Consider the following 16,945-nt stretch of genomic DNA (forward strand, 5'->3'; position numbering starts at 1 on the left):
ATTCAAACATGATTAATTATAAGTTCTAACTCGTTAATCAAATTTAAATAACAATTTTGATTCTAAAATAAGTTCAAAATCAAAATAAATATATTGTTATTTCAAAATAATGTTGTAAACTATCTTTAGAATGGAAAGATTTATGTAACAGCATGTTAAGGGGTTACAGGGGGAATAAAAATGAGAAATTTTTTCGATGACAAGTATAAAAATATTGAATTAAAAAGGAGACTATTAAATATAATCAGTGAAATTAGTGAATTAAAAGGAAAATTAGCTGCTTATCAGGAACAAAATCCTGATATATTTACTAGCTTAGAAAAAACCATACCACTTCATTACATAAAAAACTTTACTACTACCTATGAAGATATAAAAGTCCCAAATAAAAGATTAAAAGAACTTATTTTAGATGATATATTACCTCAAAATATTTCGGAAGATGCTATCTTTTGCTTTTATCAAACACTTACTTTTGTACATAAGAATTCCTGTGATTTATTAATCAATCCAGAGACTATACAGGAATTACATTTTCAATTAATACATTACATTACCTCTGACAGTGCCAAATGGCGCGAAAAACCGTTTACTATTCCAGGTATTCCTGAAAACGGAATGCACTTAAATAGTTACCGCATTCTTCCACATGAGCTTATTCCACAAGTAATGGAACGATTATGTGATCAATATAACTCATTAAATTCTAGTAAGGGCCATCATTCACTTTTATTAATAGCTCGTTTTATATTTAATTTTTATTGCATAGTTCCTTTTAATCAGGGTAACGGCAGATTGGCACTTATGTTAATGCAACTGCTATTAATTAAAAGTGGAAATACATTTGTAAAATATGTATGTCTGGATAAATACATTAAGAAAAATGAATCTGAATATTACAATTCGATTTATAAATCTTCGGTAAATTGGTACTGCGAGGAACATAATAGTAGCTTTTGGTTAAAAACGTTTTTAACTATTATATTAGAGGCGTACAAAGATCTTCATAATACAGTTCTAGATTCTATATGTAAGCATACTAAAGTGGAAAGAATTCAGGATTTTATACTTAAACAAAAACAACCCTTTACTAAGGAGTGTATTCGTAACACATATCCAGACATAGCAGAGAGTACAATCAGTAAGGCTTTAAATTCTTTGCAATTGTTTGGCCATATTAAGCTAGTGACAAAAGGAAGAAATGCTAGTTGGATTAAAGTTTGACTATACTTGTAAAACACTTACAGTTCAAAAAAGAAAATTATAACTTTATCATTTAAATTCATGCCTTTGGACTCTTATTCATTGAATTTCACTTTAATATATTAAGCTATTATTACTAATTTAGTTATTTCTAATTCCTACAAAACGTTTTATAGGAATATTTGTCGAAAAAAGTCGCATTTTAATATTTTTTCTTTATTTTCTGGTTGCAAACGTTTCATTTTCGTGTTACCATCTTAATCAAACAATAGTTGGTAATAAAAATGAAAATATTTCTTTCCCTTAGAAACATATAAACGTACGATCATATCAAGAAAATAAGGCCAAAGAAATATTTGATACCTATCCAAATTACCAATAGGAATTTTGCCGCATTAACTTTCTGTTATTTCAGAATAAAACTTCACATTTTGTCCCTAAACAAAATTTGTTAGCGTGCAAAATTCAAATACACTAAAACACCCAAATAAATGAAATGTCCTTTTTTTATTGAGCATTGAGGTATGAAAAAATAATTCTTCCTACAAAATTCAGCTGAGTAACATAAAGACATCTAAATTACTACCTTTATCGCCATCTATTGTTGACAACATATTTATCAACTATTAAAAAGAACCTATCAAGGGTTCTTTTTTATTATAATCATTCAAATTTCACTTCTATCTTTATATTTAGATTTCTACACAAATTACATCTACTTTTTTACTCTCAATTATTGAATTTATAATATAGTACTTCAATTTTAGTTATTCTTGATCTCAATCCATTTAAATTAGTGAATAAAATTCAAACATATAAAAATAATAACTACAACTAATCGTTATATATTAAAGAGGTGTCAATTTTGTCCTTAAATGAAAAGACCCTAGAAACAAAGACAGATAAAACCATTGAAAAGATCCAAACAAGTAACTTAAAAGAGCTTAAAAATACATTAGATAACATCTTTAATATTAGTGCAGATTTGATTGAACATCCTTTGCAATTAAAAACAAACACGAATATTTTACTATATTATTTTGAAGGCCTTACAGATGGTGTCGCTTTAAAAGGCAATGTTGTTACACCATTATTACAAAAAGTAAATGAAGACAGTCAAATATTTAATTCTAATATTATTGCTACTCATACCAAAATAGTATATACGTGGAATGAAATTAAAGAAGGATTACTTGAGGGTCAATGTGTTCTATTTATGGAAGGAGAAAAGCGGTCACTTTTAATAAATACAAAAGGTTGGGCAGAAAGAACAATTCAAGAACCAATTTCAGAAGTTACTATTAAAGGCTCACATGATGGATTTATTGAGAATGCCACAAAAAATATAGGCTTAATTCGTCGATATATTCCTTCTACAGAGTTAAAAATCAAAAAGCTGACGATTGGAGAAAGAGCAACTTCATTAGTCTATTTAATTTACTTAGGTGATGTTGCGAGCGCAGATGTAGTCCAAGAAATAGAAACTAGAATCTGTAAAATTAAAACGGATGCGGTATTGAGCATTGGAGAACTATCTAATTATACAAAAGATCAAAATTGGACTCCTTTTCCACAGGCTTATTTAAGCGAACGTCCAGATGCAATTTCAAATCATTTACTTGATGGGAAAGTAGCAGTGTTAATGGATAGATCCCCTGGTGCAATGATTGTTCCAATGAATTTAATTGGATTTTTTCAAACTCCAGATGACTATAATATACATTGGCTCATTGCATCATTTTTTCGCTTATTACGATTTGCAGGATTTATTATCGCCATTTTTTTACCGGCATTTTATATTGCTATTGTCTCTTTTCACTTTGAAATCATTCCAATAGATTTATACACTTCTATTGCAACGTCAAGAGTCAAAGTCCCTTTCTCTCCCCTATTGGAAGCTTTTATAATGGAAATTACACTCGAAATGCTACGTGAAGCTGGTATTCGCTTACCACAACCGATTGGACAAACAATTGGAATTGTTGGAGGGATTGTAATTGGGCAGGCGGCTGTTCAAGCTGGTCTTGTAAGTAACGTTATGGTTATTATCGTATCTATCACCGCCATTGCATCATTTATTGTTTCTAATTATGACTTATCAAGTTCTATACGCCTTATTCGTTTTCCAATGATGTTATTGGCATACTTTTATGGGATTGTAGGTATTGTTAGTGGATTAATGCTTTTATTTGCTCATTTTGTTTCACTAACTTCGTATGGTTCACCATACGGATTGCCAATAGCACCATTTCGGCTTGAAGAGTTAAAAGATTCTTTTGTAAGATTTCCTATTTCTATGATAACCACCCGCTCGAGTACAGGAAAACCGAAACAAAAAAAGAAAAAAGAAGGTGGTTCGCATGGGGAATCTTAAATTTCAAAACATAACTTTATTTGAATTTATTGTTTTCATCCATTCACTGCAACTTGCATCAGGTATGTTAATTATGCCAAGTCCACTTGCTACTACGGCTGGCACAGATGGTTGGATATCTATCATCCTTGGATGGATAACTACTTCTATAATCGGCGTATTTATTATATTAATGTTACAAAAAAATCCTAATAAAAATTTCTCACAAATCTTAAAAACATACTTTGGTAAATGGATAGGGACAATTCTTTTTCTTTTATATGCCTTTTATCTATTTTTTGTTGGCTTTAATACTTTATTAAAAGCAACTGATATTGTAAAAGTATGGATATTCCCTTCCACTCCTGCTTATCAAATCACCATATTATTACTATTACCTTTTATTATTTTGGCCCTGAGTGGTTTAAGGGCTCTTACTAGTTATTCTATGCTTGTTTTCTTCTTCACTACTTGGATGCCACTATTTCTTCTTTTTTCACTAAAGAGTAACTACAACCCTTTACACCTACTACCTATTATTAAAGATGGATTATACCCTATTGTAAAGGCAACAAAAGAAACAATTACCCCTTATGCTGGCTTAGAAATTGCATATTTTATTTATCCGTTCTTACAAAAAAAACAAAAAGCCATAAAAGGAATACTAATAGCGAATACTGGAACCATGTTTTTCTATCTATATGTGACTATTCTTTCTTACATATACTTTAGTCCGGAGGGGATAAAAGACGTAATTTGGCCAGTATTTCATTTGTTAAAAGGGGTTCGTTTTTCATTCATAGAACGATTAGAAATTATATATATCGCTTACTATTTGATTGTATTTTCTACTACAATATATCCGTATTTATTTTTCAGTTTTGAATCTGTGACCATTTCACTTCAAAAAAACGCCCGCAATTGGGCGCTGCTCGCTTTTATGTTATTTATAGTTGGACTATTTATTTTCCTAAATCCCGATGTAGATCAATATTTGTTTATATATTCTCTTATGGATATCTTAAATGTCATTTTCTTTATTCTATTACCGATCTTATTTTTCGCTTACAGTATTCTTTTTACTTGGGTTACTAGGAGGAAACAATTTTGATTCGAAAATGGATATGGATTGTAATTTGTTGTGTATATATAATTGGTTGTAGTCAGAGAATTCCTCTTGAAAAGGTTTCATTAATCCTGTTAATTGGCCTGGATAGAAGCTCTAATGGAGACATAAAAGTTGGAACAAGTATACCACTCTTTCATCATAAACAGCCAAAAAGTACTATAGAACATTGGACACAAGCATCAACTGTATATACTGGATTCAGTAAGATAGATACGAAGTTAACTGGCTTTATGACAGCTTCCAAAGCTGAAATCATTTTAATTGGGAAAAAATTAGCGCAAGAAGCAAATTGGTTGCAGGAGCTTGATTCTTCTTACCGTGACCCTTACGCTACCATTAATGCTAAAGTAGTACTTGTAGATGGACCTGCAGAAGAAATCTTTAAAATTCACAAGCCTAGTAAACCATCACTTTCATCTTATATAAATGGTGTAATCGAATCCTCTATTCAAAATAACCAATCCGTCTCTTCTACAATTCAACAATTAATGAGAGAACAAAATGAAGAAGGAATGACGCAAACTGTTCCAATTATCAAAAAAAAAATGAATGAAATCGACACAGTAGGAATTGCATTTTTAAATCGAAAAGGGAAATATTTAACTTATATCCCTAAAAAAGATGTTAAATTTTTCAATCTTATAAATAAGCCAAAAAGTAACGGCCGAATGATACTACACCTTGCGCTTCCCCCTAAAAAAGCAAACAAAAAGACAAACGCTTCTATCTTCGTACAGAACGCGACAAGGAAGGTAGATGTTACTTTTCAAAACGGAAAGTTTGTATTTAATTTCAATATACATGCTAATATAGCTTTAATAGAAAAAACCAATACGAATTTAGTTAAGGGGCACTATGATAATAAAAAAAATATAAATAATTTAAAAAGTGCTATTGAAAAAGAAATTAATAATAATTTACAAAATATATTAAATCAAATACAGCAGAATAAAATTGACCCAATTGGATTATCCCTATATGCTAGAGCCTTTCAATATAAAGAGTGGAAAAAAGTAAAAGGAGATTGGTTGCAAGCGTTAGCAGAGGCTAAAATAAATGTAAAGACACACGTCAAAATAAAAGATACTGGGACCATTAGAAATTAGATTAGCCTATTCTTTTATTTGACAAATTTTCTCATTGGAGTTATTTTTTACAAGTTATATTAAAAAATATAGCTGTTGATGAAAACAAGAGTATATATAATAGAGAGTGTATTTTCATTTCACTTTTATATAAATAAAAGCCAAATAGCCGTTCATAATGAACGACTATTTGGCATCTAACTAATAATTTGAATGCTTTTCATGTTAATCTATTTTGTTTAATCCCGTAGAAGTAACTTGATATGTTCTTTTTTTACCTATATATTCTTGTTTATTATTCTCAAAGTTAATAAGTGTAGCGCGTGTCTTTTCCTTTACTGTTTCCCCTTCTATATGGGTAAACTCAATGTAATCTCCCACTTTTACGGGCACGGCTTGACTTTCAGCAGTTTGTTGTCTATTTCCCACTATTTCCTTATTGTACACAACACTACCGGATGAATTCTGTACTTTAATACTTGCATACGTATTATTAAAGTAAGAATGTGGTACACCTGCTTCTAACTTCACCTGCATTTTCTCTGTTGCCCTATTATAATCTACTTTTGCGATTTCTCTATCACTATATCCCTTTAAAGACCAGCCAAATTGATTTCCGTCTAAAACCGTTGTTTCTGGCATTTTTTCTACTTTCTTCATGCCTTCTTTTGTAACTTCATACATTGCTTTTTTTCCAAAGCTTTCTTGTTTACTGTTGTCTACATTTGTGAAAGTAGCTCTATGCACACCTTCTAAATGTGTTAACTCAATATAATCTCCTACTTTAACTGGAGCCTTTTGCAATTCAGCATTTTGTTGTTTGTTTCCATAAATGTCTTTATTGTATACTACTTTGCCTGATGCATTTTGTACTTTAATACTCGCATATGTTTCATTAAAATAATGATGTGGTACGCCTGTTTTTAAGTCAACTTGCATTTCTTCTGTCGACTTATTGAAATTGATTTTAGCAAACTCAAAATCACTTATTCCTTTTAGTGACCATGCAAATTGATTTCCATCTAAAATTGTTGATTCTGGCATTTTTTCTACTTTTTTCAGGCCTTCTTTTGTAACTTCGTACATTGCTTTTTTTCCAAAGCTTTCTTGTTTACTATTATCTACATTTGTGAAAGTAGCTCTATGCACACCTTCTAAATGTGTTAACTCAATATAATCTCCTACTTTAACTGGAACTTTTTGCGATTCAGCATTTTGTTGTTTGTTTCCATAAATGTCTTTATTGTATACTACTTTGCCTGATGCATTTTGTACTTTAATACTCGCATATGTTTCATTAAAATAATGATGCGGTACGCCTGCTTTTAAGTCAATATGCACTTCTTCTGTCGACTTATTGAAATTGATTTTAGCAAATTCGAAATCACTAATCCCTTTTAATGACCATGCAAACTTGTTTCCTTCTAAAATATTATTTACATTAGGTATATCTGGTTTAATTGGATTAGAATCTGTCCCCTTCCAAATCTCTGCTGTTAAAGTTGGATACCCTAATGCAGCTACTTTTTGAATGGTATCGTTATTTGGACGTAATCCCCATTTCTCAAAGAAAGGTATCAAATTTTGTTTGGCTACTTTTGATGCCGAAATCATAAATAATTGTTTTTTATTTTCATCAGTTTGTGGAAGTTCATTTGAAGGCATGTCTCTATACAATTGATGCAATTTAGGGTAGAAATCCTCTCCATATGCTAACTGTAGTTGCCAAAGCATAACAAGCTTAACAAAAACATCACTAACTTCATCATAATTTTTATTAGGTTGTTCTAAGTATTGAAATGCCTTAGTATAAGCGCCCTCCTGTTGCAATCTAAAAGATTGGTTAGATGTAAATGCTTTTTCTACAGAAAGGCTATAAATATTATTTTGTACTTCTGTCATATTATAAAACTTCCAAGGTGATTGCTGTCTCAAATGCCCTGCCTCATGCCAAGGACCCCAGCCATCTTTTATAAATTTATTAATATCTAACACGTATTGGATTGCATCCCCTACATATGCGGTTCGATAAGAAGTTGCATACATATAATAATCGGGAGAATGATTTTCTTCTACGTAATGAATATAATGTTTATCTACTTGTTCCTCAGATAAACCAGCTACTTTGTCTTGAATTCGAGTAGCTTCATCCATCTTTTTTAAAAGTTGTACAGGATCTGTATTAGAACCTAACAAATATTTCTTAACACGTGCAGGGCTGGCCGTAATTAATACACGTTCTCCTTTTAACTCCACTGCATGTGCATTGGGATATTGGTCCAGCATGTTTATTAAATCTTGTTTTGTATGCTTGCCTAGTTCAAAGAGAGGAGTAGTCGTTCCACCAGTTGTGACCGTTGTTCGAATGGTACCACCTTGTTGTTTATTGTAAAAATAAATCATTCCTCCATTTGGCGATTGGATTGTGTTTATACCAGGTTTTAATGTAAATGATTTTATTTTAGAATCTTCTCTCCAAGAAGCATCATACGAATACGTTCCAATGTATGCTTGAATATTTTGATTTCCTTCTACATTAATCGTTATTTGTTCATTTGGCTTTGCATATAAACCAGTGGGTTCATATGGACTAAATGCCATACTTTTTCTTTCCTGTTGTTTCAGTACCTCAACATCCCCTTTTCCTGGGACTGTATATGTTCTGTTTTCTGATTTAACTAACTTTCCCTCTTGCAGTGATGTCGATATTTTTTTTTGCTGCTTTGTTTCCTCTGCAATGATATCTGTTGTAGAAATCATTGCAGTTGCAAGCATAGTTACTGTAGCGGTGGCTGCAAGTATTTTTCTAGTTTTATATTTTGAGTTATTCCCCATATTATCTCCCTCATTTTCCCTTAGTACATGTAAGGACTATTATTTTATTTATCATGTTTTTACATCAAAAACTATTTACGCTATTTATGTTGTATCTAATACTCTATTTTTTCTCATAATAGTCTCCTTTTCTTTATTTCTAATTGTTTATAAATGTTATTTGATGACACATAAAATAACAACTTTACGATAAACTCATCAATAACAACCTATTATGTTTTGATTTAGTATTCTTAACTTCCATCTAATTGTATAAAAGTATTCAATTAGGAAAATAAGAATATAAAGCTCACTAATCATAGATTAGGTTTTACGGAAAAATTCATAAAAATTATTCACCTTAAAAATTCAAACTTGTATAACTACTTTCTACATATAGGATGGAATTATAAAAACATTTCAATAAAACAAAAGACAGAGGCCTGATTATACCTCCGTCTTTTCAATTTATAAAGAACAAAAAATCATTTTATAACTGTATAAATGCCCTTACAACAAATACCGTATTCCGCTATTTTTTTGAAGAAACAGGATTCATTTTTAATGTTTTTATTCCCTCTTTTAATGTAAACGCATCTGCTCTTAACGTTTTCCAACTGTCTTTCGCTGCATTCAGGTTAGGTTTTAGGAATTTGAATTTATTTTGATCCGCTTTTTGGGATGCTTTTTCAATATGACTAAGCACTCCCGAATATTGAGAATCTAAATCATGCCATTGTGCAGACATATAGGTAAGTGCATTAATAGCCGATCCAATCGCATTGTGCATTTCATTAATATTATTATACGCAACACCAACTACACGATTTAATGTCACTTTATAATCTATAGTCTGACGTAATTGTGCTAACAATGGCTCTAACGTACCTAAATTATTTCTTGCTACCCCTATCATTACACCACCAGCAATCCACGTAGGAATTGAGGGAATTGATACAGTTATAATTCCATCTGATTCTACTTGTTTAAAATGTCTTACTTGCTCTAAAACTTCATTTAGGCGCTTTTCATCTTCATCAATTCCAGATGCTTGGTTTTTCAGAATCGAATGCAAAATATCTTTATGACCTCCAAATGCCCGGACATCTTCTCCAATACTATCTCTTAACTTAGCTAGTTCTTGTATTAAATTCTGTGTATACGCTTGATTTTGTTTAATCTCACCTTGTAAATCTGTAATGCCTTCTTTTAATGTATCTGCATCCCCTTCATTAATCGCTTCTACTAATGTGTCATAATAATTGTCGAATTTAGTATCATACTCTACAATCCCCGTCAGTGTATCTAAAAGTTGTTTTTTTATGTGTGAATCCCATTTCGTAGCATGCTCTCTTGCATTCTTTTGATCTTGTAGAATTTGACTAGGTAGATTTGTATATCCTTTAATGTCAATTCCTTCAAAGTTAACATCTGGGTTTTTAATTAACAAATAAGAGTAATCATTCATAGATTTTGCAAATACCCCAGCATCTTGCAAAGCTTTTTTCATCTTTTCGCTGTTTACAGAAAGAGATATATCTTCGGTACTAGTTTGTTCCATTTTACTTTCATTTGCGAAGGCTGCCACTGGAGAAACTACAGTAGTTGTTGTCAGAGTCAAAAACGTCGATACAGCAAGTAGTTTATAAGGAAAGTTTTTATTCATTATAATTCCTCCTATACATATATATTGATTTTTAGTTTGTTTTTTCTTGTTTAAAAGCAATGTCTTTTGAAATGAATTCTGCATCCTTATGAATATCATTCCAACTTTGTTTTGCAGCCTTTAAATCATCAGGTATTAAAGAAAGTTTATGTTCTTGCATTTGGTCGATATTATCATATAGATCTTTATAATTCGCTCCCATCGTATTCCATTGTTGCTGAATATTCGTTAGAGACATGATTGCTTGATCCACTGTTTGATACAAATATGTCAACGTGTCTTTTGTATTAGTAAGTGAAATAACTGCTTGGTTAGCAAGATCGGCTTTCATACTTAATTCTCCGATTTTATTAGAAATTTCATTATAAGAGTTCATATGATTAGATGCCGCAACACCAGCTGCTGTTCCTAAACCGATACCAGCTGCCCCTAGAGCTGTTAGACCACCAACAACAGCTGGTGTCGCTGTGCCACCGGTCACAACAATTACTACCGCTCCTGCAATCGTTCCAATAACTAAAATAGCTGCTCCTAATCCACCACCAATTGACCAGGCTAATACATTATCAAAATGTGCTTTCTGCGTAGAACGTAAATTCTCAATTTCGGCCTGAAGTTGTGGGACTAGTGCTTGTTTTCCCGCTAATATAGCCGTTAATCCCCCTTGTCCATCTGGACCTCCAACATTATTTTTAAAATCTACAGTATTTGTATACAACTTTGTTTTAAAAGCTTCTAACATCTTAATAACTTCCGTAACTTCATTTGAATTTGTATGAATTGTACCGATTAAATCCCCTATTCCTTCTTTGAGGCCCGCCTTATCTTTCTTTTTTACAGTATCTACTAGTGTGTCGTAATAATTTTGAAATTGTTCATCATAATTTACAATATTACGTGCTGTCTTTTGAATGTTTGGCTTCGCTGTATCTAGCCAGTAATTTGCATTGATTCGTGACAGTTCCTGATTCAGGTGAATGTTTTTGATTAATTCTCCACCTCCTGAACCTAAATCAATGTTGGATAAATTTACATTCGGTTGCTTAATCATTGTTTTTGCGTACAAATCCATTACAAGAATATGAGAGCCTGTTTCAGCCAACACTTTCTTTAACCCTTCAGGTCCTAACGCATAATTTTCTATTTTCTGTTCTTGTGCTGTCTGTTCTTGTGCAAGTGCGTGAATAGTACTGCCATTCGTAGCAGTTATAACCGTTACTAAAGCGGCCAAAGTTATGACCTTAAATGGAAATTTCATTTTTTGATTCTCCTCCTTATTTTCAGTTGCGTTATAATTTTTTCGTTAAATATTATTTCTTAATATTAAAATTTATTAACTTGTTCTTCGAGTTGATTTGTTACATTTTTTAGTCGTCTTAATGTATCTTTTTGAGACTGAATGTTATTCGTATCAACTTCAGTCGATAATTTTGTAATACTATTATTTATTAGATTCAAATCCTCTTTATAACGTTTCAATAGCTCAATTTCTCCATCTACTTGATTAACAAATGTATGCAAATCATTTTGCATGAAAAGAATCATTGATTTTTGTAAATCTGCTACTGTTAATTTAGTTGTTAAGTCATATAATTTTTGATTTTGTTTCTCTAGATCATCTAAATGCGCTCGTTGCTCTGCTGTTAGTTTATTAATTTCCGCAAAAGTACTATATGTTTTTTTAATTTTTTCAGGATCAATTACTTTCATAAGATCATACTCTTTCGTTTTCGTAACTGCAGCTGCAGCAATTTCACCTTTTTTACTTTTCTCTATCGTTTCACGTGCCTCTTTTTTGGCAACTTCAATTTCTATAGCTGATTTTCCCTTTTCTGTTGCCTCTTGCTCTGCTTTCTTCTCTGCTTCTCCAATAGCATTGTTTATTTCTTTTCCTTTGTTATACGCTACTACTGCTGTTTGAGCAGCCGGTTCAATGATATCTTTTGATAGACTATAAATTTCTTGGAATACCTTTAGCCCTTGTTCATTTAAAGCTCCTGGTAATAATGCTATTTGCTGTAAATCATTTTGAATTGATTTTTTTGTATTTAGCATTTCATTCTTTAACTTGTCTATTTTTCCTGTTCCCTCTGAACTAAGTACACTCTGTGCTTTTACCACATCTGTATCAAGATTTTTCAGTTTCTTATCTACCTGTAGTTTAAGATCTGTTAACTCATTAATCTGACGTTGCACGTTTTCTTGGTTTGTTATAGTCATATCTTGAAGAACTTCCAGTCTATCTAAAAATCCTTCTTTATCTTCCTTATTATCTACAAATCCTTTTAATGTTGGATAATAGCTATTAAATTTGGTTGCAAATCCTTTGCTTTTTGAATTTAATAGAATTAATTTTGGATATAGTTCTGATGACCACTCTTTCATATCTTGTTTAATTAGAAATTGAGTTGTATTTAAAGATGGAACTTCTTCAAGTTGCACATTCGAACTTGCTAAGGCTCCATCTATAAAGGTTTGTGTTAATTTGGAGTGTGCACCTATTTTTCGTAATGCTGAGGAAATATCTATATTATCTTGTTTCGTTTCTGCCTGAACGATTGGCATTGCGAGAGTATTGATAGGAATAGTCGCTCCAGTAACGATTGATGTTATTAAAAATCCTGTCATAATTTTATTCTTCATTCCGTACACCTCTTCACTATTGTTTTTTACAGTTTTAATCGTAAATGTTGTACAACCTAACGTTAGGATTTCATCACACACACTTGAGGAGAGAAATTTTTTCGATAGAGTAATCGTATCTCGTTTTTTATTTATTTTTGATAGAATATAAGGACCTTACTTCCCCCTCATTTTAAACACTATGTTTTTCATAAGTAAACCAGAAAATCGCTTTTATTAAATTTGATTTTTCAGATATTTATTATTCAAATTATAAAATATTATATTTAAAAAAGTTAAATTTAAATTTCATTTCATAAAGTGAAATAATTATACTATGATAATTAAACGTAAAAATCCTTTTATTCACCAAAACCTATATCAAGCCCTCATCCAAAAATAATTTTAATATAATTTAATAGTGATTGACACATATGTGTCTTTTAGATGAATATGTAAAATTACATATCCATCTAGGAGTAACTAGCATACATACGCCAATAATATTATTGTTACTACGAACACCACAGGAGAAAACTCCCCTCATGCACTCTAGGGGATAGAATGTCTATGTAATAAAATTTTTTACTTATATACTTACTATTCATTATAGAAATACAAAAAGCGATTCTTTTTACATTAAAAAGAATCGCTTTCCACATTCTTATTTTCAATTACATTCCATAAAGGATTGAGATACTATTACCTAAGAGCATTAACTATAACTTCAGTTGCCTCTGCAATGAGTTGATTATCATAGGTAGCCTCTTTCTCATCTTTACTAGATAAAATTGCGATGATAATAGGCGCTCTATTCGGAGGCCAAACGATAGCAATATCATTTCGTGTCCCATAACTTCCAGCTCCTGATTTATCTCCAACTATCCAGTCAGTTGGTACGCCTGCACGAATAAGTTTGTCTCCTGTAGCATTTCCTTTCATCCACTCTGTAAGAATGTTACGTTTATGAGCTGGAAGCGCATTTCCGACCGTTAAAGCTTTCAGATTCGTAGCAATTGCTTTCGCTGTACTAGTGTCACGAATATCTCCTGGAATAGCCTCGTTTAACTCTGTCTCAAAGCGATCAGCCATAGTAATCCGATCACCCATCTGTCTAAGCGCTTTTTCATATCCTTTAGGTCCACCTATTTTATTAAATAAAATGTTCCCTGCAGTATTATCACTGGAACGAACGGCGGCCTCAGCAATTTCTCCTAGTGTCATTCCAGTATCTACATGTTTCTCTGTAACAGGTGAATATTCCACTAAGTCTTCTTTCGTATAAGTAATAACTTCATTTAATTTCTCAGTAGAGTTTTGCTGTAGCAATACTCCTGCGGCTAACGCCTTGTAGGTTGATGCAAAGGCAAATCTTTCGTTAGGTCGATAAGCTATTGTTTGATGTGTACCCGTATCAATAGCATACACACCTAATCGAGCATCAAATTTTTTCTCAAGTTGAGAGAATTCTTTATATGTCGCATGCTTTTTATGTTTAACTTGCCCTGTCTTTTCCTTCGCTTCAACTTGCAATGCCCCACCTGTAAAAGTTTCTAGGCTTGTAAGACTTATACCTAATATACCAATGCATATTCCTATTTTTAGCATCCTCTTATTTTTCAAAATCATCATTCCTTTCAAGTTCTTAACCATTTTTTACGTACACATAATAGACAATCACCGAAACAAGTTTGTTCCATAAACTTTTAAAAATTATTAACTAGTATGAGAGTCATTAACAAAATAAGAGATAGCAACAATCATCGTCGCTATCTCTTATTTCAAATCTTATTTTTATTTATAAAGACCTTTATATAAACAGAATCTCTTGCCCTTAGAGAAATGTACAAGTTTTATTGATTTTGATGCAGATTATTTGTATTTGTAGTTTCACCTTGTATACGTTGCTTTTTCAAATCAAAGTATACATCTAAAACTTCCTTTCCAATTATAGAATTAATACCATTTTTATCATCATGAAGCCATGGGACTACTACTGAGAATGCTACTTCTGGATTATCATATGGGGCGTATCCAACTAACGTTAAGTTGTAACATTCCATACGTTCCCCTTTCGCATTTCTACCAATTGGATCATCTCCACCATATACAGTTTGAGCTGTCCCTGTCTTTCCTGCTGGTTTATATGGAGCATTTTTGAAATATTTCACGCCAGTTCCATCACCTTCTTGGAATACCCATCTAAACCCTTCTTTTATTCGATTAATATGTTCTGTCTTCATATCAATTCGATTTAATACGACAGGCTCTATAGAGCGTATAACTTTGCCAACCTCTTCTTCTTTTATTGATTGCTCTCGTATTTCTTGTACAATTTGAGGTTGCATTCTATAACCTCCATTAGCAATCGTTGAAATATATTGTGCTAATTGCAACGGCGTATACGTATCATACTGACCGATAGAAAAATCTAGTAAAAACCCAGGCTGACTATCTACTTTTCTAGTTTGTCCAACTATTTCATTCGGTAAATCAATACCTGTTGGAACTCCTAATCCAAATTGTTTAAAATAATAGCGCATCGTATCAAATGCTCCTTGTTTTATATCCAATGAACCATTTGGTACGTAATTAACGCCCGCAATTTTTAAAGCTGTCTGGAACATGTATACATTCGAAGATACTTGTAGTGCTCGTAAATCATTAATATTACCAAATCCGGATACATTCCACGATTTCTTAGCTTGTGTACCTTTAAATTTCATAGGTGCATCATAAAATTGATCTCCTGGCTGTATTGCCCCTGTCTCATATCCAGTTAATACAGTTGCACCTTTTACAGCTGACCCTAGCTCATACGACGTCGTCATATTACCTAATGCCAAATCCTCAATCTCTAATTTCCCTTCTTTTTCTACAATCTTTTTGCCTGCCATAGATAAAATCTGTCCGTTATTTGGATTCGTCATGACGACAAAAGCTCGGTCCAACAGTGGCTCTGAACTCTTAAACGCTCTCAAATTTTTCTCTATACTTTCTTCCACTTTCTTTTGTAATTCCATATCAATCGTTAATGTTAAACTATTACCACTTTTTCCTTTAGAGATTATCTCTGTGTTTATAATGTTTCCTGATTTATCAGTAATGTTTTTCATTTCTTCTTTTGTACCGTGTAAGACATCTTCATATCGTTGTTCAATATAACTTTTTCCTACACGATCATTACGGTTATATCCACGTACCAAATAAGAATCTAAGTTTTCTTTCGGTAACCCTTCTTCACTACTCGTAATATTACCCAACACAGAACGGAATAAATTACCATTTACATAATTACGTTCCCAATCAACTGTTGCATCTACTCCTGGAAACTCAGCAAGGTTTTCACTTATTCGCGCATACTCTTGATCTGTTACATCTTTTTTTATAATTTGTGGTGTTAGTTGATAACCAGAACTCATTTTACTTTTAATAGCTAACACCTTTAAATCTTGTGCTGTTAATTCTGCCAATTCTAATTCTGTAACACGACTTCGTCTTAAGTCTTCTATTTTTTTATCTAACTCTTTTCCCTCTACTCCCTTATCTTTTAACTTTTCTATATCTTTTTTCGTAATCATTGTCTCCGCACGTTTCGTATTCAACTGCATCCAAAAATCTTTTTTATCGATGTCTGTTAATTTATTTATATCTTGTTCAGGCATTTCAAGCACTTTCGCTAAGTCTTTTGCTGTTTTTAAAATATCTTTACTAGTAATTCCCTTTACCCTTGTATACGTAATCGTACGAAGAGATTTATTATTAACAACTGTTTTCCCTTCTCGATCTAGTATTTGTCCACGTGGAACTGGAATGCTAGTAGTTGCGTTTTGACTGCTTTCTACTTGATTCTTATAAGCCTCTCCCTCTACGATTTGCACCTTTCCTAGCTGAACAATAATAGCTGAGAATAGTAAAAATATGCAAAGGAACATTATATTTAATCGTATAGATATATACGTCTTGTTCTTTCCTTTTTGTTTTCCCATAAATCCTCCATTTAATTCCTTTTATGTTACATACCGATGACTGATTATAAATATCGTTTCGACTTTTTTGCTAAATCCTTGTTA

The 16,945-nt window shown here is 32.0% G+C and carries 10 protein-coding genes and 1 pseudogene; 5 read left to right on the top strand and 6 right to left on the bottom strand.

Going from position 1 to position 16,945, the window contains the following annotated elements; translation table 11 throughout:
- The first annotated feature begins 180 nt into the window (after nucleotides 1-180).
- From ACXVYO_RS13880 to ACXVYO_RS13895, 4 genes are all read left to right on the top strand, one after another.
- Entirely contained in the window at nucleotides 181-1,224 is a 1,044-nt protein-coding gene (locus tag ACXVYO_RS13880) for a Fic family protein (protein ID WP_458467474.1), read from the top strand.
- Between the two features lie 844 nt (nucleotides 1,225-2,068).
- The gene (locus ACXVYO_RS13885; protein WP_458467475.1) at nucleotides 2,069-3,577 is read left to right on the top strand and encodes a spore germination protein; all 1,509 of its coding nucleotides are present in this window, start codon (nucleotides 2,069-2,071) and stop codon (nucleotides 3,575-3,577) included.
- Nucleotides 3,564-4,667, top strand: a complete 1,104-nt coding sequence (locus ACXVYO_RS13890) for a GerAB/ArcD/ProY family transporter (protein WP_458467476.1) — start codon at nucleotides 3,564-3,566, stop codon at nucleotides 4,665-4,667. Before ACXVYO_RS13885 ends, ACXVYO_RS13890 begins: the two co-directional genes overlap by 14 nt.
- Nucleotides 4,664-5,791: a Ger(x)C family spore germination protein gene (locus tag ACXVYO_RS13895; protein ID WP_458467477.1), complete on the top strand. Its 1,128-nt coding sequence runs from the start codon at nucleotides 4,664-4,666 to the stop codon at nucleotides 5,789-5,791. Before ACXVYO_RS13890 ends, ACXVYO_RS13895 begins: the two co-directional genes overlap by 4 nt.
- Before the next feature lie 204 nt (nucleotides 5,792-5,995).
- On the opposite strand, the gene ACXVYO_RS13900 is transcribed toward ACXVYO_RS13895, so the two are convergent.
- From ACXVYO_RS13900 to hblC, 4 genes are all read right to left on the bottom strand, one after another.
- Nucleotides 5,996-8,605: a putative mucin/carbohydrate-binding domain-containing protein gene (locus ACXVYO_RS13900; protein ID WP_458467478.1), complete on the bottom strand. Its 2,610-nt coding sequence runs from the start codon at nucleotides 8,603-8,605 to the stop codon at nucleotides 5,996-5,998.
- Between the two features lie 511 nt (nucleotides 8,606-9,116).
- Nucleotides 9,117-10,250: a hemolysin BL binding component B gene (gene hblA / locus ACXVYO_RS13905; protein ID WP_458467479.1), complete on the bottom strand. Its 1,134-nt coding sequence runs from the start codon at nucleotides 10,248-10,250 to the stop codon at nucleotides 9,117-9,119.
- A gap of 31 nt (nucleotides 10,251-10,281) precedes the next feature.
- Nucleotides 10,282-11,508: a hemolysin BL lytic component L1 gene (gene hblD, locus ACXVYO_RS13910; RefSeq protein ID WP_458467480.1), complete on the bottom strand. Its 1,227-nt coding sequence runs from the start codon at nucleotides 11,506-11,508 to the stop codon at nucleotides 10,282-10,284.
- Nucleotides 11,509-11,573: 65 nt separating this feature from the next.
- The gene (gene hblC / locus ACXVYO_RS13915; RefSeq protein ID WP_458467481.1) at nucleotides 11,574-12,893 is read right to left on the bottom strand and encodes a hemolysin BL lytic component L2; all 1,320 of its coding nucleotides are present in this window, start codon (nucleotides 12,891-12,893) and stop codon (nucleotides 11,574-11,576) included.
- A gap of 596 nt (nucleotides 12,894-13,489) precedes the next feature.
- On the opposite strand from hblC, the pseudogene ACXVYO_RS13920 reads away from it, so the two are divergent.
- Nucleotides 13,490-13,567: pseudogene (locus ACXVYO_RS13920) on the top strand (undecaprenyl-diphosphatase); the annotation flags it as partial.
- A 7-nt stretch (nucleotides 13,568-13,574) separates the two neighbouring features.
- On the opposite strand, the gene bla reads toward ACXVYO_RS13920, so the two are convergent.
- Together bla and ACXVYO_RS13930 are read right to left on the bottom strand one after the other, a co-directional pair.
- Nucleotides 13,575-14,525, bottom strand: a complete 951-nt coding sequence (gene bla / locus ACXVYO_RS13925; RefSeq protein WP_458467482.1) for a class A beta-lactamase Bla1 — start codon at nucleotides 14,523-14,525, stop codon at nucleotides 13,575-13,577.
- Nucleotides 14,526-14,725: 200 nt separating this feature from the next.
- Nucleotides 14,726-16,861, bottom strand: a complete 2,136-nt coding sequence (locus ACXVYO_RS13930) for a peptidoglycan D,D-transpeptidase FtsI family protein (protein ID WP_458467483.1) — start codon at nucleotides 16,859-16,861, stop codon at nucleotides 14,726-14,728.
- Nucleotides 16,862-16,945 lie beyond the last annotated feature (84 nt).

Source organism: Bacillus sp. BC08 (genome assembly GCF_054326875.1).